Below are 22036 nucleotides of genomic sequence, written 5' to 3' on the forward strand. Positions count from 1 at the left end.
CCTCCCTTTTTGTATTCTTCGTTTCCTTGCGGCAATGAATTCAGAATTTGTCATAACGCAGCCATGGCTTCGGAGAGCACAAATTTGCGGATGTAAAAACGGCCCGCTCCAAAGTTCAGCAAAAGCCCATGCTCGCAGCGTGAGCTGCGCAGATAGCCAAGCAGTTGCGCGGTGTGCTCGTTGAGCACAGCACGCACAGCCTTGAGCTCCAGGATGATCTGCCGCTCCACCCAAAGATCAGCAAAATAATCACCTAGCAGCGCCCCATCTTCGTCATACACATTCATGGGCACCTGCTGCTCAACCTGCAAACCCTGTTTGCGCAACCGGTTGGCCAGTGAATTCTCATAGATCTTCTCCAGATGACCTGGTCCATGAAATTTGTGCGCTGCAAATGCCGTCTCTCGAATGACATCACACAACTGAAAAACCGGATCCTTGAACTTTAGATTCATAATCCCTCCTTTTTTGCGTCTTCTGCGTTTTTTTGCGGCAACCCTCCGGGCGGCGGGGATTTGAAGGTGTTCTTGTCTATCTGGCCGAGCATGTCGATGAAGGCGTCTTCGAGACGGCGCTCTTCACGGTGGAAGTCGAGCACGGGCAGGCCGTCCTGGATCATGCGGCGAAGGACGCCCGAGAGGGTGGCGTCATCGGCAGCCTGAATGCGCAGACGCGCGCCGCGCCTGGTCTCTTCTTCGACCTTGATCAGCGGGGCGGTGAGCGCCCATTCGATGAGCTTGGCGGGTTCGCCGGCGAGCTGCACATTCACCATTGTCTCGCCAGCGGTCTCGGTGCCGCGCACCATGCTTTCGGCGTCGCCATGATGCACGATGCGGCCTTTGTCGATGAAGAGCAGGCTGTCGCACATCTCCCCGAGTTCGCTGAGAATGTGGGAGCTGATGAGGATGGTCTTGCCCTCCTGCGCGAGGATGCGGATGAGGTTCTTCAGTTCAACGCGCGCCTTGGGGTCGAGACCTGCGGCAGGCTCATCGAGGATGAGGATCTGCGGATCATGCAGCAGCGCGCGGCCGAGGCAGAGGCGCTGGGTCTGGCCTTTGGACATCTTGTTGCTCATGCGGTCTGCCAGCGGCGTGAGGTCGGTGAAATCCATGACCTCCTGAATGCGCCGGAGACGGTCTGCGCCTTTGAAGCCGAGGGCGCGTGCGTAGAAGTCGAGGTATTCGAGCACGGTCATGTGCTCGTAGGTGCCAAAGCTGTCCGGCATCCAGCCGAGCAGACGGCGCACTTTGGCGGGATGATGCACGACATTGTGCCCGCCCATGGAGACGCTGCCGCTGCCGGGGGAGTCGAGCGTGGCCATGATGCGCATGGTGGTGGTCTTGCCGGCACCATTGGCGCCGACGAAACCGACCACGCGCCCGTGGTCGATGCTGAAGGAGACGCCATCCACCGCCTTGAGGCTGCCAAAGCTGCGGTGCAGATCCTCCACCACGACGGCAGGCTGGCTGCGGTCGATCTCGCAAGCGGGAGAGGAATGGGAAACGGACGATGGCATGAAATTGACGAAGATGCGGAGTTCAGGGCTGCGCCACGGGGCCGAAGATGACGATGCGATCATCCTCCCAGCGGATGGAGGACAGGGTGCCGAGGGTGAAATCGGGGGCCTTGCGGGCCTTTGCGATGAAGAACGAGCGGCGGTTCGTCGTGGCGTCGTTGAGCACTTTCCGCAGCGAGCTCACGGCGGGGTCAAGGGCCGCATCCAGCCAGGGGTTTTTCGCGACAGCATCCGCCTTGACCAGCGTGGCGCTCTGGCCGGTGCTGAGCGGTTTTTCCAGCTGCCAGTGCGCGCCCGTTGCATCGGTATAAAACAGTTCCTCCACCGTGAAGCCGAGCGCTGAGATGAGCGTCGGTGCGGCATCAGGCGCGGCACCGGTCTTGAGTTCAAGACGTGCGCGAGTCGAGACGGCGGCACGCAGCACCTGCCCCTGCTCGGCGCGGCTTTGGAAGAAATTGCCGCGACGCTCCTGCCCGTCCTGGATGAGGTTCGTGGGCTGCCCGCCGGGGGTGTTTTTGAGTTTCGCCCACGGTGTGTCCGGCATGACGAGCGGCTCGACGAGCACAGGCTGCCTCATCTCAAAACCTGCGCCCAGCAGCACACCGGTGCGGGAAACCTGCTCCTGGGTCACATAGGCTGCGGCTTCGTCCGGTTCGAGATCAACCACGACGAAACGCCGCCCGACCCCGCCCGTGCCATCCTGCAGGAGGATCAGCACCACCATGACGAGGCTGGCGCCGATGGAGAGCAGAGGGGTGGTGACAAAAAGCTTGTGCCTCCTGCCTGCGGGAGCCAGGACAAAGAGGTTCACCGGGCCTACCAGCAGGCCAAAGATCACCAGGAAAACAATCACCTGCCAGGAGGCAAAGCTGCGCGTGCCGAGCAGCCCCAGCAGGGGCCAGTCACCTGTTTTTGAATGGTGCAACGCAAGGCTGTGCAAACGCTGCTCCTCGCTCCAGTAGCGGCTCACCGTCTGGGATGCGGGGAGGGTCCTGCCGTCCCAGCTGAGGGTGACGATCTTTCCCAGAGAAACACTGTGCGCGCCCGCACTGGCAATATCCGGCAGACCGAGGGACTCCGAGTAGGTGCCCGGAGAGAGGTACACATGCAGATTGCCGCCGAGCCGCACCCATTCGTAGAGGGCACGCTTCACCGCCGGCTTCAGCTTCTGCCAGTCCGCGCCGCTGAGCAGCACGAAATCAAACCCACTGTACCCCAGCCATGAGTCCGGCAGGTCTGCAGGCTCAAAGCGGCAGCCGAAGCTCATGGTGCCGCCATAGTACCTGCCGTGGCCTGAGCTGAGCTTTGCCTCCACCTCCTTGTTGAGCTGTGTGATGCTGAACTCCGCCAGGGACTCGCTAAGCGCCAGGGACGGAAACCCTGAGCTGCGGTTCTCATGTTCAAACTTGGGCGCCTCATCAAAGCCCGTGCCTGAAATGCCCACTCTCAGCATGTGGCCGGAACCCCCGGAACTGCTGGCTGCGTAATCCACGGCAAGAGGCACCAGAAACAACGCGGACTGCGTGGAACGTGCAGGCACGTCCAGCGCGAAGCTGCTGTCATGCTCGCTCTGGCGCCGGTAGTGCTGGGTCTGCGAATGAAAGTCGAAGCTCCAGCGGGCGTCCCTGCGCGTGCCGTTTGTCGCCACGATGCGCATGGGCGCATAGCCGGAAGGCGGCAGAGGATCAAAAACACTGCGCACCTGAACCCGTGTGCCGGAAGCGGGGTCAAGATCTTCATTGACGATGTTTTGCTGAGCACGGGCCGCCGCAGCCACCAGCAGCACCGCCCCCAGCAGCAGGTGGTGAAAGGACCTCATGCGGCCTCCTTCAGGGTGCGTGGTGTCGCGAGCTTTTGCACGGGCACTTCCGCCAGGATGGCACGCACGACACCGGCGCTGGTTTTGCCATCCATGCGCGCGGTGTAGTCCAGCAGCACCCGATGATTGAGCACCGGGAGCGCGAGGGCCTGCACGTCTTCAAAGCTTGCATTTGGCCGGCCGTGCATGAGCGCGCGCGCCTTGGAAGCGGCCGCCAGACTCAGCGCGGCACGCGGGCTGGCGCCGAAGCGCACGCCCTGCGCCGCCTGCGACTGCCCGGGATGCGTGGCATCGACGATGCGCGCGATGTAGTCCGCCACGATCTCTGGCAGGAAGATGCGCCGCGCGGTCGCCTGAATGTGCACAAAGGCCTCGCGAGTGACCACGGAGGCGACCTGGGGCTCCACGCCAAGCTCGCGCTGGGTGACGATCTTTGCCAGCGTCTCGGGCGAATTGCGCAGCACTTCGAGCTTGAACAAAAAGCGGTCCACCTGCGCCTCCGGCAGCGGATAGGTGCCTTCGAGCTCGATGGGGTTCTGCGTGGCGAGGACGAAGAAAGGGTCTGGCAGGGCATGTGTCTGCCCGAGCACCGTCACACGGCGCTCCTGCATGGCCTCAAGGAGGGCGGACTGTGTCTTGGGGGAGGCGCGGTTGATTTCGTCTGCGAGAAGCAGATTGGTGAACACGGGCCCCGGCTGGAATACAAACTCGCGCCTGCCGTCAACCTCCTGAAGCACCGGATTTCCTGTGATGTCTCCCGGCAGGAGATCGGGGGTGAACTGGACGCGACGTGTGGTGAGGCCGAGGGCTTTTGAAAGGCCTTTCACGAGTTCGGTCTTGCCGAGACCGGGCAGCCCCTCAAGCAGCACGTGACCGCGTGAAATGACGCCGCAGAGCACGAGTTCGATGAGCTCGCCCTGCCCAAAGAGCACTTCATTCAGGGTCCGCCGCAGGGCATCGACGGGTAGGGATGCCGACTGGATCTCTGAGTCTGAGGCGTAGGCGTCTGTCATTCTTCAGACTAAAAAAGAGCCAAGGCGTGAAGTCGAGATGAAAAGGGCGCTTCACATACATTTCATACAAAGTGCCACGTCTTCCGGCGGCAGTGCTCAGCGGAAGACGCGCTTGAGCACGGCCTTCTCATCCGGGGTCAGGGACTCGCGCCAGACCTGCTCGCCACCCTGCCCGGCGTTTTGCACCGCACCTGCGGCCTGGGGGCCACGGGCGGTCTTGTCCACCTCATGTTTTCCATTTTGCAGCGCGAGCATGTCGCCCACCTGGGCGCGTGAGAGGTCTGTGTTGGAGACCGCCTCTTTTTTGTCGGTGCCGAAATCGTTCTCCTGATCGGACAAGGTCAGCGGCGCGGTGCCCGGGCCGCGTGAGACGCCGCCGTTGCCGGGGCCTTCGCCATCGCCATCACCCATGCCAGAGCCTTGTTTTTTCTGCAGGCCCAGGGCCTCTGCCAGGGCATCGTCCTCGCCTTCGCCATCACCCAGGAAGCCGGGGTTTTTGCACATGCCATTGCAGGCGCCCGCTTTCTTTTTCATGGATTCGCCGAGCTGTTTCATCTGCTCTTTGGAGAGGCCTTGGAGATTTTTAGGATCGATGGCGGTGATGGCTTCGAGCAATTTGGGATCAAGCTCCAAGCTGCCGGACTTCATGTCTGCAAGCGCCTGGTCGAAGTCTTTGAGCAGCTGCTCCCTGGCCTCCACGGAAAGCTGGTCGGCGTAGTTTTTGAGTGCATTGAGGCTGCGCTCCGCCGCGGCGAGGTTTTGAGCGAGCTGTCTGATGTCACGCTGCAGCTGCTCCTTGAGCGTGTCTCCCGCATGGAGGCTCTCGTGGCTGAACCACTTTTCCGGCGGCTGGTCGCGAAGATCGGCAATCTTGGCGAGCTGCTCGTCTTTTTCCTCCTGGGTGATGATCTGGTCTTCCTTGAGCTTTTGCAGCCAGTCCTCCATCTGCGCCCAGGCCTGGGGCTCCACTGTCGGCTCTTTGGCTTCGGCGTCCTGCGCCACAGGCAGCCAGATGGCGAGCGCCAGGCTGGCGGCAAAGGCCACGACGGGGCCGCCCACAGTCTGCCAGCGCCAGCGCCAGCCGTCATCTGCAGCAGGAACCATGGCCGGCCAGACGCCACGGCCTGCCACCGCCGTCGTCAGGGCATTGTGCAGATGCAGCTCGGACTCCAAACGAACCAAGGCCTGCGAGGATGAAATGAACTGACGCCGCGCCAGCAGCCAGCCGGTGATGATCAAGGCCGCCAGCGCAGAGAGCGCCCATGGCCAGACAGCATGCCAGCCGAGCTCCATGCCACGCGAGCGCAGCAGAAAGATGGCGGCAAATCCGACCACCCCGGCCATCACCATCAGGGGCATGGAACGCGCGAGCCACCAGCCGGCATTCACCTTGCGCCGTGTACGGCGGGCCTGCCGCAACCAGGCATGAGAGAGCTGGGCTTGATCCATCATGCCGGGACTCATACCCGATCAGCCGCCGGATGACGAGCACAATAATTGGCGCAGACCGGTCCAGCGTTTGCGGCTTTCCTGCCGGCTGACGGCCAGGGAGAGGGCGCGCTCGTCGCCAACGAGGACGCACAGTTTTTTGGCGCGGGTGATGGCGGTGTAGATGAGGCTGCGCTCCAGCAGGACATAATGCTGGGTGCTGACGGGAATGATGACGCAGGGGAATTCGCTGCCCTGGCTTTTGTGGATGCTGAGGGCGTAGGCGAGCTGAAGCTCGTCGAGTTCTCCGGGCTCATAGGCGACGAGGCGGTCGGAGTCATAGCGGACGTGGATCTTCACGGGATCGGGATCGATGGTGACGATGTGGCCGATGTCGCCGTTGAAGACCTCCTTGTCGTAGTTGTTGTGGGTCTGGATGACCTTGTCGCCGACGCGGAAGGTGACGCCGAAGCGCTCGATCTCGAACTTGAGTTCGTTGGGTGGATTGAGCGCGAGCTGGAGAGATTGATTGAGGGAAAGGGTGCCGAGGAGGTTGCGATTCATCGGCGTGAGCACCTGGATGTCGCGGATGGGATCGAGACCGTATTTGGTGGCGAGGCGGGTATGAGCCAGCTCGACGAGGGTGTGCTTGATCTCCTCGGGCTCGCTCTCCCGGAGGAAGAAGAAATCGCTGCTGCGCGCGGGCTTCAGATCGGGCACCTGGCCGCGATTGATGGCGTGCGCGCTGGTGATGATGCGGCTGCTGGCGGCCTGGCGGAAGATCTCGGTGAGCTTGACGCAGGGCACCTTCTCGCTGGCGATGAGATCGTGCAGCACCATGCCGGGGCCGACGGAGGGGAGCTGGTCTGCGTCTCCCACGATGAGGAGGTGCGCGCCATCGGGCAATGCGGAGAGGAACTGCGCCATGAGCGGGGCATCGATCATGGAGGCTTCATCGACGACGAAGAGATGGCCGGCGAGGGGCTTGCCACGATGACGGCCCCACTGGCCTTCGCCCTGGTATTCGAGCAGGCGGTGCAGCGTTTTGGCCTCAAGGCCGGTGCTTTCGGAAAGGCGCTTCGCAGCGCGTCCGGTGGGCGCGGCGAGGACGAGCTTGATCTGCTTGCTCTGCAGAATGAGCAGGATGCTGCGGAGGATGGTGGTCTTGCCCACGCCGGGGCCGCCGGTGATGATGAGCAGGCGATGCCGCAGGGCCTCGCGCACGGCATGCTGCTGGCTGGCGGCGAGCTCCTTGCCGGTCTTTTTCAGCACCCAGGCGAGGGCGGCGTCTTCGTCGATGCTCGGATAGGCTGCGGGCAGGGCGGCGAGCGACCGCACATTCGCCGCGATGCTCTGCTCTGCGGCGCGGAGGTAGGGGAGGTATAAAAAGGTGTCGTGCCGCTCGACCTTGTCCTCGGCAATGAGCGCATCGATTTGTGGGGCGACCAAGGCCTCCACACCGAGCAATTCGACAGCCTTTTTGATCACCTCGGTTTCCGGGACGCAGCAATGACCGCTGCCGGCGGCGGTTTCCAGCACGTGCAAAATCCCTGCGCGGATGCGCTCGGGGGCGTCCTCGGCGACGCCGAGCTGATAGGCGATGTCATCGGCTGTTTTGAAACCGATGCCGCGGATGTCCTGCGCGAGGCGGTAGGGATTGTCCTTCAGCACGGCCTGCGATTCTTCGCCGTAGGTCTTGTAAATGCGCAGGGCCCGTGAGGAGCTGATGCCGTGCTGGTGCAGGAAGAGCATGATGCCGTGAATGGACTTCTGCTTCATCCAGGACTCGCGGATTTCGAGGCGGCGCTTTTTGCCGACGCCTTCGACGTCTTCGAGCTTTTTGGATTCGTTTTCGATGATGTCGAAGACCTTGGGCCCGAACTTCTCGACCATGCGCTTGGCGTACTTGGGCCCGATGCCTTCGATCAAGCCGCTGCCGAGGTAGCGCTCGATGCCTGCGAGGGAGTCCGGCCGGCGGAGCTTGATGTCTTCCGCTTTGAACTGGGGGCCGAAGTCGCGGTTGGGCTCCCACACGCCACGGGCTTCGAACTCCTCCCCGGCGACCACACGCGGCGCTTTGCCGATGAGGCTGACCACGTCCTGACGGCCTGCGGGGACGATTTTGAGGATGCAGTAGCCGTTGTCTTCATTGTGAAACACCACGCGGTCCACGAGTCCGCGGAGGACTTCGGGCTTGGCGGTGGAGCGAGAGGGTGGCATGAGCGCAGGCTAGACATGGATGGGGCTCCTCACAAACTCCGATTGCTGAACGTGGGGCGTGAACATTCAGTGTCACCAACAGGTGTTTGCTCACGTAGCTGATGAGACTCTATTGCGCCTGATGTCCGCCCTGCTGCCCAGTTACCGCCTGCTGCTGAACGATCGGCTCCCTGTGATCCTGCGCCCGCTGACGCCGGATGACCGGGAGCGGATCACGGATGCGTTCAGGAGGCTTTCACCGGAATCGACGTACTTCAGGTTCTGGACGCGCGTCCAGGGCGCGAATCCGAAATTCATCGAGCGGCTGTGTACGAATGACGACGGGCAGCACCGGACGTGGGTCATTGTGATCGAAAACAACGATGACATTCCTGGCGTGGGCGGCGGCTCGTACTGGCGCTCGGAAGGTCTGGAGGACAGCGCGGAGGTCTCCTTTACGGTGGCGGATGAGTTTCAGGGCCAGGGCGTGGGCACGCTCCTGCTGGCAGTGCTGTGGGCGGAAGCGCAGGAGGCTGGTCTGAGGCAGTTTGTGGCGTATGTGATGGATGAAAACCACGTGATGCTGACCTGGTGGGCAAACCTGGGTGCGGCGCATGTGAAGCAGTCCCATGGCGGATGGGAGCTGACGCTCAGGCTGGATGAAACGCTGCTGCCGGACACATCGGCCGCGAACAGCCTGCGCCGGAGGCTTGGCTTTTTACGCGCCGCTGCCGCAGATGCATGAGAGCTGGTCACCCCTGATGCCTGCGGCGAAACTCCCGGGGTGTCATGCCGGTGCGTTTGCGGAACTGCTGGGTGAAGGCGCTTTGATCGCAGAAACCGTGATCGAGGGCGATCTGGATGATGGGCGTGGAGGATTTGGCCAGGGCCTCGGCGGCGGACTGAATGCGCGTGCGGAGGAGCAGCTCGTAGGGGCTGAGGCCGAGGGCGGCGCGGAGCTTGCGGTGCAGGTGGCGCTCTGAGACGCCCACAGCGCGGGCGAGATCTCCGGTGGTCACGGCCTCCTGGCAGTGCTCGTCTGCAAAATGCATGGCGGCGGCGACCTCGCGCACGTCGTGATGGCGCATGCGGTCTTCATCGCGGCGGGTGATGCCCATGACACCGATGACTTTGCCGCGCCTGTCCTTCACCGGCAGCTTGGTGCAGAGGAACCAGTTCAGATTGCGCTGCTCATCATACCAGACTTCGAGGCGGTTGATGAGCGGCCTGCCGCTGCGGATGACTTTTTGATCGTCCTCGCGGTAGGCCTTGGCGACTTCAGGCGGGAAGAATTTTTCATCCATGGCGCCGACGAGTTCGCGCTCGCTCCTGATGCCGAAACGCTGGAAGGTGGCGCTGTTGGCGGCGATGTGGCGGCCCCGGTCGTCCTTCATGAAAAAGAAGACGCCGGGCATGTGCTCAAAGATGGCGCGGACGCCCTGGGGATCGGCGATCCGGGCGAAGAAATCGGCTTGGAGGCGCGGCAGCGGCATGGCCGGATTTTAACAAAGATTGGCAGCCTGTCACCAAACGAACGAGGGGCTTCAGGAGTATGTTATGGCGATATTTCAACCACCGTCCGTCATGAACCTCCGTATTCTCTCCTGCCTCCTCTTCGCCAGCGCCGCCGCGTTTGCGCAGACCAAGCCGACCTACACCTTTCCCATCAAGGCGCTGAGCCCTGAGGAGGAGCTGAAAACGATCGAGCTGCCGAACGGCTATTCATTGGAGCTGGTGCTGAGCGATCCGATCATCAAGGAGCCGACGGCGATCGCGTTTGATGGCAATGGCAAAATGTATGTGGTGGAGATGCGGACGTACATGCAGGACATCGACGGCACGGACGAGCTGACACCGAAGAGCCGCATCTCGCTGCATGAATCGACGAAGGGTGATGGGGTCTTTGACAAGCACAGCGTCTATATGGACAACATCCTGCTGCCGCGCATGGTGCTGCCGCTGGATGACCGGGTGCTGGTGGGCATCACGGACACAAACGACATCACGCTGCATCGCGATGCAAACGGCGACGGCGTGGCGGATGAGCAGGCACCCTGGTATGTGGGCGGACCGCGCGGCGGGAACATGGAGCATCAGCCGAGCGGACTGGTGTGGGGATTGGACAACTGGATCTACACCACCTACAACGGCTACCGCCTGCGCTGGAATGGCAAAGAAGCACCGCTGAAGGAAAACACCGCGCCCAATGGCGGGCAGTGGGGGCTGGCGCAGGATGACTACGGCAAGATGTGGTGGAGCAACGCCGGTGGTGAAAAGGGCCTGTGGAACTACCAGGCACCGATCCTCTACGCGGCGATCAATGTGCCGCAGCAGAAGAGCGAGAAATACGACACCGTGTGGCCCATCGTGGCGCTGGGAGATTTTCAGGGCGGGCCGGGGCGTTTCCACTCCCCGGAGGATCTGCGCCTGAACCACTTCACCGGCTGCGCGGGGCAGACCGTCTATCGGGGTGACCGCCTGCCGAAGGAGCTGTATGGGAATGTGTTTCTGCCGGAGCCGGTGGGGCGTTTGATCCGGCGTTCGATTGTGGAGATGAAGGATGGCATCACCACGGTGACGAATCCGTATGAGGAACAGATGAGCGAGTTCATCCGCAGCAGCGACCCGAACTTCCGCCCGCTGAACATGACGACCGGCCCTGATGGCTGCCTCTACATCGTGGACGCGTATCGCGGCATCATTCAGGAAGGCAACTGGGTGAAGCCGGGCAGCTTCCTGCGCGGTGCCATCGAGCCCACCGGCATGCAGCACGTCATCGGCCACGGCCGCGTGTGGCGTCTGGTGCACAAGGATTTCAAGCCGGGTCCGCAGCCGAAGATGATCGGTGAAACACCCGCGCAGCTGGTGGCGCATCTCACGCATCCGAACGGCTTCTGGCGCGACACCGCACAGCGCATGCTGGTGGTGAAGAACGACAAGTCCGTGGTGCCTGCCCTCATTGAGATGGCGGCGAAGCATGAGAACCACCTGGCCCGCCTGCATGCACTGTGGACGCTGGAAGGGCTGGACGCCTTGACGCCTGAAATCATCCGCACGGCGATGAAGGACGAGCATCCGCAAATGCGTGCGAGTGGCATCCGCGTGGCGGAGACGCTGCTTAAAAAGGGTGACACGGCGCTGGTCGCCGACATCAAGGCGATGCGCACCGACAAAGATCCGACCGTGGTGCTGCAGACGCTCTACACCAGCCGACTTTTGAACTGGCCCAACTGGAAGCTGGAGGCGCAGACGGTGCTGATGACATCGAGCAGCCTGGGTGTGAGAGAAATCGGCGCACAGCTTCTGGTGGAGGCCCCCAAGATCAGCGGCAGCTTCAGCAAGGATGAGAAGAAGCAGCTGGAGCGCGGTCAGGAGATCTACCGCTCGCTGTGTTTCGCCTGCCATGGCTTTGATGGCGCGGGCATGCCGATTGCAGGCCGTGAAGGCGCGACGCTGGCTCCGCCGCTTGCAGGCTCCAAGACAGCTGTTCAGGGAGACGCGATCGTGCGCGTGATGATGAACGGCCTCACCGGACCCATCAACGGCAAGACCTACGAGGCGCAGATGGTGCCGATGTCCAGCAACAACGACCAGTGGATCGCCGACGTGACCAGCTACATCCGCAAGGCCTTTGGCAACAACGGCAAGCTGGTGCAAAAGAAGGAAGTGGAAAAGCTGCGCAAGGAACTCTCCAAGCGCACCACGGCCTGGACCATCGAGGAGCTGCAGGCGCTGTATCCGCAGCCGCTGAAGAACCGCAGCGCGTGGAAGCTCAGCGCCAGCCACGGGGAGAAGGAGGCTGGCAAGTCCATTGATGGAGACATCACCACGCGCTGGGACACCCACAAGCCGCAGACGCCGGACATGTGGTTTCAAATTGAGCTGCCCGAAGCCACCGACATCTCCGGCCTCGTGCTCGACACCGGCAAGTCCCACAATGATTACCCGCGCCAGTACAAGATTGAGCTCTCACTCAACGGCACCGAATGGGAGAAGCCCGTGCTGCAGGGCAAAGGCGAGGCAGGATCTGTGGAGTATCTTTTCCCGAAGCCGATGAAGGCCAAAGCGATCCGCATCTCACAGACCGGCGAGGTGAAGGGGACCTACTGGTCCATCCATGAGCTGGAGGTGCTGGGTGTGGTGAAGTGAGCCCGCCCGCTGCGAGCATCACGGGCTGAAAAGATGACGTCCCGTGGTGCCTGCTGCAGTGGCGCAATCGACCTCCCAGTAGATGTCGGTCATGATTGCGGCAGGAGGCAGGCAGGGGCTCGATTTGGCAAATTCAGCCGCAGCCCTGGCTTCCGCCAAGGCGACTGATCTGATGCGCTTCACAGCCTGCTGATCCACCACATTCTCGCTCTGCAACTGGGCCGCCCAGAGTTGCAAGGGATCGTGGTTTTGGCACCGGTCTTCGACTTCAAGTTTCGTCCGATACTTGAACTTGTTGGCGTCCGCGACGGTGAACCCTTCGAAGCGGCAGGTCGCGATCTCCAGAACGCTGGGGCGCTGATCGCGATAGGCGCGCTCGATGGCGGGCTGCAGCTTTGTGCGAATTTCATAGACGCTGTCGCCATTGATGAGATCCCACTCGATGTTGTAGCCCGCAGCGCGGGGCCAGCGAACCTTCAAAAGCGGAGGAGCGCTTGACCGAGGTGCCCATGGCGTAGCCGTTGTTTTCAATGAGATAGATCACCGGAAGGCTGAAGAGGGAGGCGAGATTCAATGACTCGTGAAAGGTGCCCTGGTTCACGGCGCCATCGCCAAGAAAGCAGAACACCGCACCGCGTTTTTCCTGATGTTTGAGTCCAAAGGCGAGACCTGCCGCCAGGGCCGTTTGTGTGGCGGCATAGCCGTGGCCACCCCAGTGACGATGCTCGGGAGCGTAGAAGCCGAAGAGGCCTCCCCTGCCCCGGGCGCAGCCTGTGGCCTTGCCAAACAGCTCCGCCATGCCCTCCCGCATGCTCATTCCCGACACGATGGCAGTGCCCATGCCACGAAGGCTGCAGATGCTATGATCCTGCGGACCCATCATGGAGCGGACGGCCACCGGTATGGCTTCCTGACCGATCTGCAGAATGAGGAAGCCGCCCATGCGGCCAGCCTGGTAATGCTGCAATGCCGTTATTTCAAAGGCACGGATGCGGTGCATCTGTCGAAGGAGCTGAATTTTGTCCGCCGGAGTCAGTTCCGCGTTGACTGCGGCCAGCGAATGATCCGTTGCGTCTGACGTGCTCATCGGACGATCACATTGAAGCAGCGAGTGAGAAAGTCGAGCCTGGCCTTGAAGCGTAGGCGGCCACATCTTGCAACTCACGCATAACGGGGTAACCGGTGTGCCATTCTCCATCCCATCATGAAGCAGCTGTATCTCTCCCTCGGCGTCCTGGTCATGATCGTCGGGCTTTTGGGCTGCGAGAAGCCGCCGTCGAATGTGCTGCAGGGGTATGTGGAGGGTGAGTTTGTGTATGTGTCTGCGCCGCTGGGCGGAAGGCTGACGAAGCTGCACGTGCAGCGTGGCGCGCAGGTGAAGGCGGGAGATGTGCTGTTTGCGCTGGAGGATGTGGCGGAGACAGCGGCGCGTGATGAAGCAGCGCACCGGCTGCAGCAGGCGAACAACACGCTGGCAGATGCAAAGAAGGGCAAGAGACCGACGGAGATCGCGTCTCTGGAGGCGCAGCTGAAGCAGGCGCGTGAGGCGCTGGCGCTCTCGGAAATCGAGTTCGCGCGGCAGATGGATCTGACGAAATCGGGGGCGGTGGCGGTGGAAAGCACGGACCAGGCCCGCAGCCTGAACATCCAAAACCAGCGGCGCGTGGAGCAGCTGGAGGCGGACCTGAAAACCGCCGCGCTGGGCCTGCGCAGCGATGCGGTGGCGGCGCTGGAGGCGGAGGTCAAGGCACGCGAGGCCACGCTGGCCAAGGCGGCGTGGGACCTCTCGCAGAAGCAGCAGAGCGCCCCGCAGGCCGGCGTGGTGAATGACACGCTGTATCGCGAGGGCGAGATGGTGGCGGCGAACCGGCCCGTCGTTTCCCTGCTGCCGCCGGCGAACATCAAGGTGCGCACCTTTGTGCCACAAACACGGCTGACGAAGCTGAAGGCAGGCGACGCGGTGAAGGTGCGTCTGGATGGGGCGGCTGAGGCGCTGCAGGCCAGGGTGAGCTTCATCGCGGCGCAGGCCGAATACACGCCGCCGGTGATCTACAGCCAGGAAAACCGCAGCAAGCTGGTGTTCATGATTGAGCTGAAGTTTGACGATGCGGTGGCGGCCAAGCTGCATCCTGGACAGCCGGTGGATGTCGAATTTGCGCCCTGAAGATGAGCGAGGAACTGGCCATCGACGTGAAGGGCATGACGAAGAGATTCGGCACGCGCACCGTTGTGAACGAGATCGACCTGCAGGTGCGCACCGGAGAAATCTACGGATTCCTGGGCCCGAACGGCAGCGGCAAGACCACCTTTATCCGCATGCTGTGCGGTCTGCTGAAGGCGGACGAAGGCAGCGGCTCGTGCCTGGGATTTGATGTCATCAAACAGAGCGAGGAGATCAAAAAGCAGGTGGGCTACATGACGCAGCGCTTCAGCTTTTACGAGGACCTGAGCATCCGCGAGAATCTGGATTTTGTGGCGCGGATGTATGGCGTGAAAAACCGCAGGGATGCAGTGGCCGCCTCCATTGAGCGCCTGGGTCTGGCCGGACGTGACCGCCAGCTGGCAGGGCAGCTGTCCGGCGGGTGGAAGCAGCGGCTGGCGCTGGCGGCCTGCCTGATCCATGAGCCCAAGCTGCTGCTGCTGGACGAACCCACCGCCGGCGTGGACCCAAAGGCGCGGCGAGATTTCTGGGAGCAGATCCACCAGCTGGCCGCCGAGGGTCTCACGTTTCTCATCACCACGCACTACATGGACGAGGCCGAGCGCTGCCACCGGCTGGCCTACATCGCGTATGGCGATCTGCTCACCCACGGCACGGTGCAGCAGGTGATTGAGAGTGCGCATCTCACCACCTGGCAGGTCAAAGGCGGCGATCTGCTGAAGCTTGCCGGGGCGCTCCGTGGAAAGCCGGGCGTGCATCAGGCGGTGGCCTTTGGCACTTCGCTGCATGTCAGCGGTGGCGATGCAGCGGCTTTGGAGCAGGCCATCGCACCTTTCCGCAAGGATCATGAATGGACGCTGATCCGCTCCGGGCTGGAGGACGTGTTCATCCACCTGATGGACCAATCGAAGGACAACTTTGCTGCCGCATGAAGCGCTACTTTTCCATCACGCGCTTCCTGGCGATCATCATCAAGGAGTTCATCCAGATGCGGCGGGACCGAGTGACCTTTGGCATGATGGTGGGCATTCCGCTGCTGCAGCTCATGCTGTTTGGCTATGCCATCAACTCCGACCCCAAGCACCTGCCTGCCGCCGTGCTGGTGAACGACCACGGTCCGCAGGCGCGCACGCTGCTGAGCGCCATCCGCAACAGCGGCTACTACGAGTTTGTGCGGCAGGTGCGGAGCGAGGATGAGGCACGCGAAGTGCTTGAGCATGGGGAGGTGCAGTTTGTCATCACCATCCCGCAGGATTTTTCACGCGACCTGCTGCGCGGGGACAAGCCGACCGTGCTGATCGAAGCGGATGCCACCGATCCTGCCGCGACGAGCAACGCCATCAACATCCTGCGCCCGCTGCTGACCACGGCGCTCATCAACGACTTCAAAGGCCCGCTGTCTTACCTGGCGCAGAGTGATGCGCCCATCGATCTGCGCATCCATGCGCTGTACAATCCCGAGGCGATCACGCAGTACAACATCGTGCCCGGCCTCATGGGCGTGGTGCTGACGATGACGATGGTCATGATCACGGCGCTGGCGATCACGCGCGAGCGGGAGCGCGGCACGATGGAGAATCTGCTCTCGATGCCCACGAGGCCGTTTGAAGTGCTGCTGGGGAAGATCATCCCCTACCTGTTTGTGGGCTACATCCAGGTGGTGCTCATTTTGCTCGCGGCGCATTTCCTGTTTCACGTGCCGTTTGTGGGAAACATCGGGCTGCTGTTTGTGGCGGCGTTTGTGTTCATCGCGGCCAATCTCGCGGTGGGCATCACCTTCTCCACGCTGGCGACCAACCAGCTGCAGGCGGTGCAGGGCTCGTTCTTTTTCTTCCTCCCTTCCCTGCTGCTTTCGGGCTTCATGTTTCCCTTCCGGGGCATGCCGCAGTGGGCGCAGGCCATCGGCGAGGTGCTGCCGCTGACGCACTTCCTGCGCATCGTGCGCGGAGTGCTGCTGAAGGGGAACACCTTTGCGGACATCTCGCTGCAACTGTGGCAGATCGGGCTGTTTGCGATTGTGGCGCTGATCGTGGGCGTGCTGAGGTATCGGCAGACGCTGGACTGATGCCTGGTCGTAGGTTGGGTGTGTTTGGCGTGCCAATTTTACCCACGCCAACAGAACTCTCTTCGCCAAACCGCCCGACGATGAGCGTGTCGTAAGCCATGGTGCGTTGCCGTGCGCTGATGGACGGGCGGGCTTACGCCACACCCATCCTACGGCCCACGTGCTTCGCCTTGGACCTAGCGTAACCCTTTGCTTATAGCTGGTAAAACCTGGTCGCATTGCCCGACCACAGCTTGCGCTGGTCGGCGAAGGGACGTGAGGCCACGATCTGATCCAACGCCTCAACCCAGCCGCGCACGCGGCTGCCGAGGAGGCAGACGGGCCAGTCGCCACCGAAGAAGACGCGGTCGGGGCCGAAGGCGTCGAGGCAGTGATTGACGACCGGCGCGAGGTCTTCAGCGCGCCATTCACCGGGTGGGACGAAGGCGACGATGCCGCTGATCTTGCACATCACGCCGGGTTGCGCGGCGACGGCATCGATGCCGCGCTTCCAGCCGTCGGCAGTGCAGGTGCGCGGGAGGCCGGGGCCGAGCTTGGGATTGAAGGCCTTGGGGTCGCCATTGCCGCAGTGGTCGAGGACGAAGTGTGTCTCCGGGCACTGCTGGATGAGCTTCACGGCATCGTGCAGCTCCGTGGGGCGCATGGTGAGTTCGAAGTTGAGGCCGTGCCTGCCGAGGGTCTGCACGCCGCGCACAAAGTCGGGGCGCAGGCAGTAACCGCGTGGAGTAGAAGGACCGTGCAGCACCTGGCGCAGGCCTTTGACGATGCCAGTACCGGCATAGCGCTGCACGTAGCTCTCGAAATCCGGAGAAGCCGGACGCCCGCCGATGGTCGCGGCGACAGTGGGCGTGTTGCGTGCGCGGATTTGCGCGACGATGGCGTCGGCCTCCTTGATGTGGTCTTTCGGAGCCACGTCCACTTCCATGTAGATGGCCTTCACGTTGAGGCCGTGGAAAGCTTCCTGATACTCAGGCGTGAGGAACGTGTGCTGCAGCACCTCCGGGGCTGTCTTGACCCACGGCGGATTCACGAAATCTCCGCCCCAGAGATGCTGGTGGGTGTCGATGATGAGCTTGTCCGCCCTGCGTGTGGTCGTGGTGCAGGAGGAAGCCGCGAGGGCTGCGGCTGAGGCGGAGGCGGTGTGGAGGAACTGGCGGCGGTTCATGGTGGAGGATGGAGATGTCACTACGGGATGATCCTGTCGAGTTTCGCTCTGGAATCTCAACTCTCTCTGAGATCAGACACCTCAAAAACTCGATCAGATCGTCTGAGAGCAGACTCTCCAGAGTAAACCAGTCGCAGTTTTTCGATAAACAGGAAGCGTTCACGCGCCGGATGCGACATCCAGCACTCGTAATCCTCGCGCCACTGATCCTCGAATGTGCCCACCGAGATCGCCGTGCGATCCAGACGGCCCATGTTCAGCAGTGAATGGGCAGCGAGTGACACTTGGTTGAGGATAAAGGCAAAGATCGGTCACGCAAGACGGCATCTCAGCGTGCCTCTAAAGCCCAACGGCCTTGAAGAAGCATCTCAAACTCTGCATCGTATGATGTGTACACCTTCGAAGAACTCAGCACCGAACCAGTTCACACCTTTTGCTATCTAATAGGTGTTCTGAAGAAATGGCCCCAAAAGAATCAGATCACAGCGGATTTCTTTACCGGTCAATTCGAGTGGCTGATCAATGTTGAAGATCAAAGTGACACAGTTTGGAAGACACGAAGACGCTGTGATCTGACACGCAAATACGTTCTGCCTACTGCCCCCCTCACAATGACTCCTTCATGGAGTCCATTTCCACTTGCCTCCAACGTCATGCCGGAGTTGTTGCAACACGGTCGAACGGACGATGCTTGGGCTTCAGCTTATGCGATTTTCAATCCGGTCCTGAAAGTCGGCGAGGTCATTACCCTGCAATTTGGCGGCAAAAAAACTTCTTTCGAAACACCGGTGACCGATGGGCAATTGCAATTTGAGAACGTTCACGCCCATCACTTTTTCTGGTTGCTCGAGATGACGATTGCCCGTGCTCAAAAGATGAAGAAACCGATTATTTTAGCCGGACTTCCAGGCTTCGGTTACCAGAATGTTCTCGATCAGGATCTAATCGGGGAATCACGGCTACGCCTGTTGGAGGCGGGCTATTTGTATCCTTCCAGAGCTCCGCAAGGGGCAAGATTTAGTTTTCTCAGCGATCCAAACGCCCGCGCAGCGCGAAAAGAGGAGATGGAACGGCTGACCAGGTCGTCTCCTGTTTTTCCACCTCCGCCTTGTTGCTAAAGCGGGCAGCCATCACTGGCTGCCCGCATAAGTGATCAGAAATGTCAGCTCCGTTTACTTACACGTGAATCGGATGCCCCTTGGCGACTTCGGTGGCCTCCTTGACCATTTCCGACAGGGTCGGATGGGCGTGGATGGTGGCTTCGATTTCGTCCCAGGTGGCTTCCAGATTCATGGCGAGGCCGATCTCGGCGATCATCTCGGTGCTTTCGCTGCCGATCATGTGCGCGCCGATGATCTCGCCGTGCGGTTCGCCGTAGAGGATCTTGACGAAGCCTTCGGGCTCCGCAGCAGCGAGCGCCTTGCCGCTGGCCACGTAGGGGAACTTGCCGACCTTGAACTTGAGGCCCTTCTCCTTGGCCGCGCGCTCGGTGAGGCCGATGCTGGCCACCTGCGGATGGCAGTAGGTGCAGCCGGGGAAGACGCCGACTTTCTTGGGCTTGTGCTTGGTGAAGAGGCCTTCCACGCACTGCACAGCCTCGTAGCTGGCCACGTGGGCGAGCCAGGGCGGCCCGATGATGTCGCCGGCACCGTAGATGCCTTTGACGGAGGTCTGGTAGCGGTCGTCGGTCTGCAGCCAGCCGCGCTCGGTGAGCTTGAGCTCGATGCCGCCGGGCAGCACGGGGGCCACGCCGATGGCGACGAGGCAGACGTCTGCCTCAAGGGTCTCATTGGCAGCGCCTTCGACGCTGATCTTCACGCCCTTGCCGTCTTCGGAGGTGCCGGTGACCTTGGTGTTGGTGAGGATGCGGATGCCGGCCTTCGTCAGGCTCTTTTCCAGGGTCTTGCTGACTTCGGTGTCTTCCACCGGAAGGATGTCAGGCAGCATTTCGACGACGGTCACCTTGGTGCCGTAGGCGTTGAAGAAGTAGGCGAACTCAATGCCGATGGCGCCCGCGCCGATGACGATGACGCTCTTGGGCTGCTCGGCGAGGGTGAGGGCCTCCTTGCTGCCGATGACGGTCTTGCCATTGAAGGGGAAGCCGGGCATGGGGCGGCTCTTGGCGCCGGTGGCGATGAGGATGTTGGCGGCGTCGTGGGTCTCCTTGCTGCCGTCTGCGGCGGTGACTTCCACCTTGCCGGCGGCGGGGATGCTGGCGGTGCCGCGCAGGTAGTCCACCTTGTTCTTTTTGAAGAGGAATTCGATGCCCTTGTTGAGCTTGTCGCTGACGCCACGGCTGCGGCCGATGACCTTGGACCAGTCATACTCGATGCTGCCGATCTTGAGGCCAAACTCCTCGGCGCGGTGGGTCAGGGTGTGGTAGAGCTCGGCGTTTTTCAGCAGGGCCTTGGTAGGAATGCAGCCCCAGTTCAGGCAGGTGCCCCCGGCGCGGTCATTTTCGACGCAGGCCACTTTCTTGCCGAGTTGAGCTGCGCGGATGGCTCCGACGTAGCCCGCAGGCCCGCCGCCGATGACGATGAGGTCGTAGTTCATGTATTTTTGAGGAAGAAAGTGAGGGGTGGAGAGAAGCGCAGCCGGAAGGGATGTTCAACCGGTGAATCAGGGTTCCCGGGGCGGGACTTTTCCAGATGACGGCCAGGTAACCTATGTTACGTTGGCATTATGAAACCCAAGGCGGTCATCATTACGGACCCAAAAAAGCTGTTCGCGATCTGCTCCAATCAGCCGCGCGTATCAGCGGAGCAGATGCGCAAATCCATTATGGCTGGAATTCGCAGCGGTCATACGCAGTCGCCCGTGAAGGCGAGCTGAGACGGCTTGCCGTAGAACCGAACGCAGAAGAACCTCCTTCCGACACCATGGGTGTGGGCGGAGAACATGCTCTCTACGGCTCCGAAACCTTGGGGAAAGTCATCAAACATACCCTGCCCGGCTTCTACGGCCGGATCATGGACGAGACAAAGCTGCTCGACCCGCGCACCTTTCAGAACAAAACCCGCCTCATGATGAGGGCGGCTCTGCCTTCAGAGTATCTGCGACGCTGGGCGGTAATGACGGATGTTTTCGGGATGCGCACCCATTACTTGGGCAAAGTCACTGGCTCGGACCATGAGCCGCAAATGGCGGTGGAGCAGCCGTTCATCCCAGAGGATGAGAACCTGCCCGCCACGCTGGAGGACGCGGAGGCGTTTTTCGCGGCACACGGCTTTGAGCGGGTGGACGATACCCACATCATCAATCCCGACGTGCATGGAGTGACGTGGTATCGCCAACGGGATGGCATTCTCATCACGGATGCGCATGCACGGAATTTCCGCCGTGACCTCGATGGCGTGATCATCCCGGTGGATCTCGTCATCGCCTTGGTGCCGCCTGGCGCCTCGGCGGTGCTGCCTGGGGCGACGAAGCTGTGGGAACCGGCGGAAGAAGACTGAGACTTGGCTTGAACAGAAGAGCCAAATCTGGCAACTTTCCCGCAGTTGAGCCGTTGGTTTTGGTTGATTCAAATGCACACTTCATTTCACCTTCTGCTGATCGTGGCCCTGCTGTGTGGGCGCGCAAACGCGGCAGAGCAGCGTCAGAGCATTGACAAGCCGCCGAAAACAGACATCGCCGCCCTGCAGGAAATCCAGAATGACGTGCAGAAGCTCCTGCCCCGGGTGCGCCAGGCGCTGGTGGCCATCCAGACCGGAGGCGGCACGGCCAGCGGGGTGATCATTTCGGCGGACGGGCTGCTGCTAACGGCCGCCCATGTGCCGAATGACCCGGGGAAGGACATGAGAATCATCTTGGAAGACGGGACCGTGACCACGGCGCAATCCCTGGGGCTGGACAAAACGACGGATGCCGCCCTGGCCCGGCTGAAAGACCGTGGAAAACCCTGGCCCTATGTGAGCCTGAGCCGGGAAGTGGCCAAAGTGCAGCCTGGAGAGTGGTGCTTTGCCCTGGGGCATCCCGGCGGGTTTGACAAGGCACGCGGCCCGGTGCTGAGAGTGGGCAAGATCATCAAGCAGACGGCCAACAGCCTGCACAGCGACTGCGTGCTGATGGGCGGCGACTCCGGGGGGCCGCTGTTTAATTTCAACGGCGAGGTCATCGGCATCCACAGCCAGATCTGGGAGGGCCGGGACCAGAATGTGCACGTGTCCATGGCCCCCTTTCTGCGCTCCTGGGAGGCGATGCAGAAGTCCCAGGTGATCAAAACCTGGGGCATGGGTGCGGGGGGCTACCTGGGGGTGGCGACCGTGATGAACGACAGCCTGGACCTGGAGGTGGCCGACGTGATCGAGGGCTCGCCGGCACTGAAGGCCGGGATCCGGGCCGGGGACATCATCCTGAGCGTCAACGGGGACGCCATGACCGACCAGCAGCAGTTCAGCGCCACCGTGCGGGCCCGCGCCGCGGGCGACACGCTCAAGATCAAACTGCGCACGCACGGCAAGGAGCGCGACCTTTCCGTGCAGCTGGCGCAAAAACCACAGGATGAAGGGCAGTGATGCG

At 61.8% G+C, this 22036-nt stretch carries 19 protein-coding genes; 8 read left to right on the forward strand and 11 right to left on the reverse strand.

Annotated features, from left to right (window positions below):
* Nucleotides 1-50: 50 nt before the first annotated feature.
* The 6 genes from ACZ5WW_RS13815 to recD2 form a co-directional block, all read right to left on the reverse strand.
* The gene (locus tag ACZ5WW_RS13815) at nucleotides 51-455 is read right to left on the reverse strand and encodes a GxxExxY protein (RefSeq protein ID WP_377168535.1); all 405 of its coding nucleotides are present in this window, start codon (nucleotides 453-455) and stop codon (nucleotides 51-53) included.
* Nucleotides 452-1516, reverse strand: a complete 1065-nt coding sequence (locus ACZ5WW_RS13820; RefSeq protein WP_377168537.1) for an ABC transporter ATP-binding protein — start codon at nucleotides 1514-1516, stop codon at nucleotides 452-454. The genes ACZ5WW_RS13815 and ACZ5WW_RS13820 overlap by 4 nt, the downstream gene beginning before the upstream one ends.
* A 22-nt stretch (nucleotides 1517-1538) precedes the next feature.
* Complete coding sequence (locus tag ACZ5WW_RS13825) at nucleotides 1539-3335, reverse strand: hypothetical protein (protein ID WP_377168539.1); 1797 nt, start codon at nucleotides 3333-3335, stop codon at nucleotides 1539-1541.
* Entirely contained in the window at nucleotides 3332-4348 is a 1017-nt protein-coding gene (locus tag ACZ5WW_RS13830; protein ID WP_377168541.1) for an AAA family ATPase, read from the reverse strand. The genes ACZ5WW_RS13825 and ACZ5WW_RS13830 overlap by 4 nt, the downstream gene beginning before the upstream one ends.
* A gap of 96 nt (nucleotides 4349-4444) precedes the next feature.
* Nucleotides 4445-5800: a hypothetical protein gene (locus ACZ5WW_RS13835; RefSeq protein ID WP_377168543.1), complete on the reverse strand. Its 1356-nt coding sequence runs from the start codon at nucleotides 5798-5800 to the stop codon at nucleotides 4445-4447.
* A gap of 18 nt (nucleotides 5801-5818) precedes the next feature.
* Nucleotides 5819-7996 carry an SF1B family DNA helicase RecD2 gene (gene recD2 / locus ACZ5WW_RS13840; RefSeq protein WP_377168544.1) on the reverse strand — a complete coding sequence of 726 codons (2178 nt, stop codon included), beginning with the start codon at nucleotides 7994-7996 and terminating at the stop codon, nucleotides 5819-5821.
* A gap of 121 nt (nucleotides 7997-8117) precedes the next feature.
* Between recD2 and ACZ5WW_RS13845 the strand changes: the two genes are divergently transcribed.
* Nucleotides 8118-8720: a GNAT family N-acetyltransferase gene (locus ACZ5WW_RS13845; RefSeq protein WP_377168546.1), complete on the forward strand. Its 603-nt coding sequence runs from the start codon at nucleotides 8118-8120 to the stop codon at nucleotides 8718-8720.
* A 7-nt stretch (nucleotides 8721-8727) separates the two neighbouring features.
* On the opposite strand, the gene ACZ5WW_RS13850 is transcribed toward ACZ5WW_RS13845, so the two are convergent.
* The gene (locus tag ACZ5WW_RS13850) at nucleotides 8728-9468 is read right to left on the reverse strand and encodes an AraC family transcriptional regulator (RefSeq protein WP_377168548.1); all 741 of its coding nucleotides are present in this window, start codon (nucleotides 9466-9468) and stop codon (nucleotides 8728-8730) included.
* 91 nt (nucleotides 9469-9559) lie between these two features.
* Between ACZ5WW_RS13850 and ACZ5WW_RS13855 the strand changes: the two genes are divergently transcribed.
* A complete protein-coding gene (locus ACZ5WW_RS13855) occupies nucleotides 9560-12124 on the forward strand; it encodes a DUF7133 domain-containing protein (protein ID WP_377168550.1) in 2565 nt (854 codons plus the stop codon).
* An 18-nt stretch (nucleotides 12125-12142) separates the two neighbouring features.
* Here ACZ5WW_RS13855 and ACZ5WW_RS13860 read toward each other — a convergent pair whose 3' ends face one another.
* Together ACZ5WW_RS13860 and ACZ5WW_RS13865 are read right to left on the reverse strand one after the other, a co-directional pair.
* Complete coding sequence (locus tag ACZ5WW_RS13860) at nucleotides 12143-12604, reverse strand: thiamine pyrophosphate-dependent enzyme (RefSeq protein WP_377168552.1); 462 nt, start codon at nucleotides 12602-12604, stop codon at nucleotides 12143-12145.
* Nucleotides 12531-13211: a thiamine pyrophosphate-dependent enzyme gene (locus ACZ5WW_RS13865; protein ID WP_377168554.1), complete on the reverse strand. Its 681-nt coding sequence runs from the start codon at nucleotides 13209-13211 to the stop codon at nucleotides 12531-12533. Before ACZ5WW_RS13865 ends, ACZ5WW_RS13860 begins: the two co-directional genes overlap by 74 nt.
* 117 nt (nucleotides 13212-13328) lie before the next feature.
* Between ACZ5WW_RS13865 and ACZ5WW_RS13870 the strand changes: the two genes are divergently transcribed.
* The 3 genes from ACZ5WW_RS13870 to ACZ5WW_RS13880 are packed head-to-tail and all read left to right on the forward strand — an operon-like array spanning nucleotide 13329 to nucleotide 16350.
* Nucleotides 13329-14288 carry an HlyD family secretion protein gene (locus ACZ5WW_RS13870; protein WP_377168556.1) on the forward strand — a complete coding sequence of 320 codons (960 nt, stop codon included), beginning with the start codon at nucleotides 13329-13331 and terminating at the stop codon, nucleotides 14286-14288.
* Nucleotides 14289-14290: 2 nt separating this feature from the next.
* Complete coding sequence (locus ACZ5WW_RS13875; RefSeq protein ID WP_377168558.1) at nucleotides 14291-15217, forward strand: ABC transporter ATP-binding protein; 927 nt, start codon at nucleotides 14291-14293, stop codon at nucleotides 15215-15217.
* A complete protein-coding gene (locus ACZ5WW_RS13880; RefSeq protein ID WP_377168560.1) occupies nucleotides 15214-16350 on the forward strand; it encodes an ABC transporter permease in 1137 nt (378 codons plus the stop codon). Before ACZ5WW_RS13875 ends, ACZ5WW_RS13880 begins: the two co-directional genes overlap by 4 nt.
* Nucleotides 16351-16543: 193 nt before the next feature.
* Here ACZ5WW_RS13880 and ACZ5WW_RS13885 read toward each other — a convergent pair whose 3' ends face one another.
* The gene (locus tag ACZ5WW_RS13885) at nucleotides 16544-17515 is read right to left on the reverse strand and encodes an amidohydrolase family protein (RefSeq protein WP_377168562.1); all 972 of its coding nucleotides are present in this window, start codon (nucleotides 17513-17515) and stop codon (nucleotides 16544-16546) included.
* Between the two features lie 389 nt (nucleotides 17516-17904).
* Between ACZ5WW_RS13885 and ACZ5WW_RS13890 the strand changes: the two genes are divergently transcribed.
* Nucleotides 17905-18633, forward strand: coding sequence for a hypothetical protein (locus ACZ5WW_RS13890; RefSeq protein WP_377168564.1), 729 nt, complete (start codon nucleotides 17905-17907; stop codon nucleotides 18631-18633).
* Nucleotides 18634-18691: 58 nt separating this feature from the next.
* Here the strand turns inward: ACZ5WW_RS13890 and lpdA are convergent, their stop codons facing one another.
* Nucleotides 18692-20068: a dihydrolipoyl dehydrogenase gene (gene lpdA / locus ACZ5WW_RS13895; RefSeq protein WP_377168566.1), complete on the reverse strand. Its 1377-nt coding sequence runs from the start codon at nucleotides 20066-20068 to the stop codon at nucleotides 18692-18694.
* A gap of 113 nt (nucleotides 20069-20181) precedes the next feature.
* Between lpdA and ACZ5WW_RS13900 the strand changes: the two genes are divergently transcribed.
* Entirely contained in the window at nucleotides 20182-20970 is a 789-nt protein-coding gene (locus ACZ5WW_RS13900) for a hypothetical protein (protein WP_377168568.1), read from the forward strand.
* Between the two features lie 72 nt (nucleotides 20971-21042).
* On the forward strand, nucleotides 21043-22032 hold the full coding sequence (locus tag ACZ5WW_RS13905; RefSeq protein ID WP_377168570.1) for a S1C family serine protease: 990 nt from the start codon (nucleotides 21043-21045) through the stop codon (nucleotides 22030-22032).
* Nucleotides 22033-22036 lie beyond the last annotated feature (4 nt).

Source organism: Prosthecobacter fluviatilis (assembly GCF_055388355.1).

Excerpts from the sequence above, each read along its gene's own strand:
- ACZ5WW_RS13815 (WP_377168535.1), bottom strand. The coding sequence starts at position 455 with ATGAATCTAAAGTTCAAGGATCCGGTTTTTCAGTTGTGTGATGTCATT.
- ACZ5WW_RS13820 (WP_377168537.1), bottom strand. The coding sequence starts at position 1,516 with ATGCCATCGTCCGTTTCCCATTCCTCTCCCGCTTGCGAGATCGACCGC.
- ACZ5WW_RS13825 (WP_377168539.1), bottom strand. The coding sequence starts at position 3,335 with ATGAGGTCCTTTCACCACCTGCTGCTGGGGGCGGTGCTGCTGGTGGCT.
- ACZ5WW_RS13830 (WP_377168541.1), bottom strand. The coding sequence starts at position 4,348 with ATGACAGACGCCTACGCCTCAGACTCAGAGATCCAGTCGGCATCCCTA.
- ACZ5WW_RS13835 (WP_377168543.1), bottom strand. The coding sequence starts at position 5,800 with ATGATGGATCAAGCCCAGCTCTCTCATGCCTGGTTGCGGCAGGCCCGC.
- recD2 (WP_377168544.1), bottom strand. The coding sequence starts at position 7,996 with ATGCCACCCTCTCGCTCCACCGCCAAGCCCGAAGTCCTCCGCGGACTC.
- ACZ5WW_RS13845 (WP_377168546.1), top strand. The coding sequence starts at position 8,118 with ATGTCCGCCCTGCTGCCCAGTTACCGCCTGCTGCTGAACGATCGGCTC.
- ACZ5WW_RS13850 (WP_377168548.1), bottom strand. The coding sequence starts at position 9,468 with ATGCCGCTGCCGCGCCTCCAAGCCGATTTCTTCGCCCGGATCGCCGAT.
- ACZ5WW_RS13855 (WP_377168550.1), top strand. The coding sequence starts at position 9,560 with ATGAACCTCCGTATTCTCTCCTGCCTCCTCTTCGCCAGCGCCGCCGCG.
- ACZ5WW_RS13865 (WP_377168554.1), bottom strand. The coding sequence starts at position 13,211 with ATGAGCACGTCAGACGCAACGGATCATTCGCTGGCCGCAGTCAACGCG.
- ACZ5WW_RS13870 (WP_377168556.1), top strand. The coding sequence starts at position 13,329 with ATGAAGCAGCTGTATCTCTCCCTCGGCGTCCTGGTCATGATCGTCGGG.
- ACZ5WW_RS13875 (WP_377168558.1), top strand. The coding sequence starts at position 14,291 with ATGAGCGAGGAACTGGCCATCGACGTGAAGGGCATGACGAAGAGATTC.
- ACZ5WW_RS13880 (WP_377168560.1), top strand. The coding sequence starts at position 15,214 with ATGAAGCGCTACTTTTCCATCACGCGCTTCCTGGCGATCATCATCAAG.
- ACZ5WW_RS13885 (WP_377168562.1), bottom strand. The coding sequence starts at position 17,515 with ATGAACCGCCGCCAGTTCCTCCACACCGCCTCCGCCTCAGCCGCAGCC.
- lpdA (WP_377168566.1), bottom strand. The coding sequence starts at position 20,068 with ATGAACTACGACCTCATCGTCATCGGCGGCGGGCCTGCGGGCTACGTC.
- ACZ5WW_RS13900 (WP_377168568.1), top strand. The coding sequence starts at position 20,182 with ATGTTACGTTGGCATTATGAAACCCAAGGCGGTCATCATTACGGACCC.
- ACZ5WW_RS13905 (WP_377168570.1), top strand. The coding sequence starts at position 21,043 with ATGCACACTTCATTTCACCTTCTGCTGATCGTGGCCCTGCTGTGTGGG.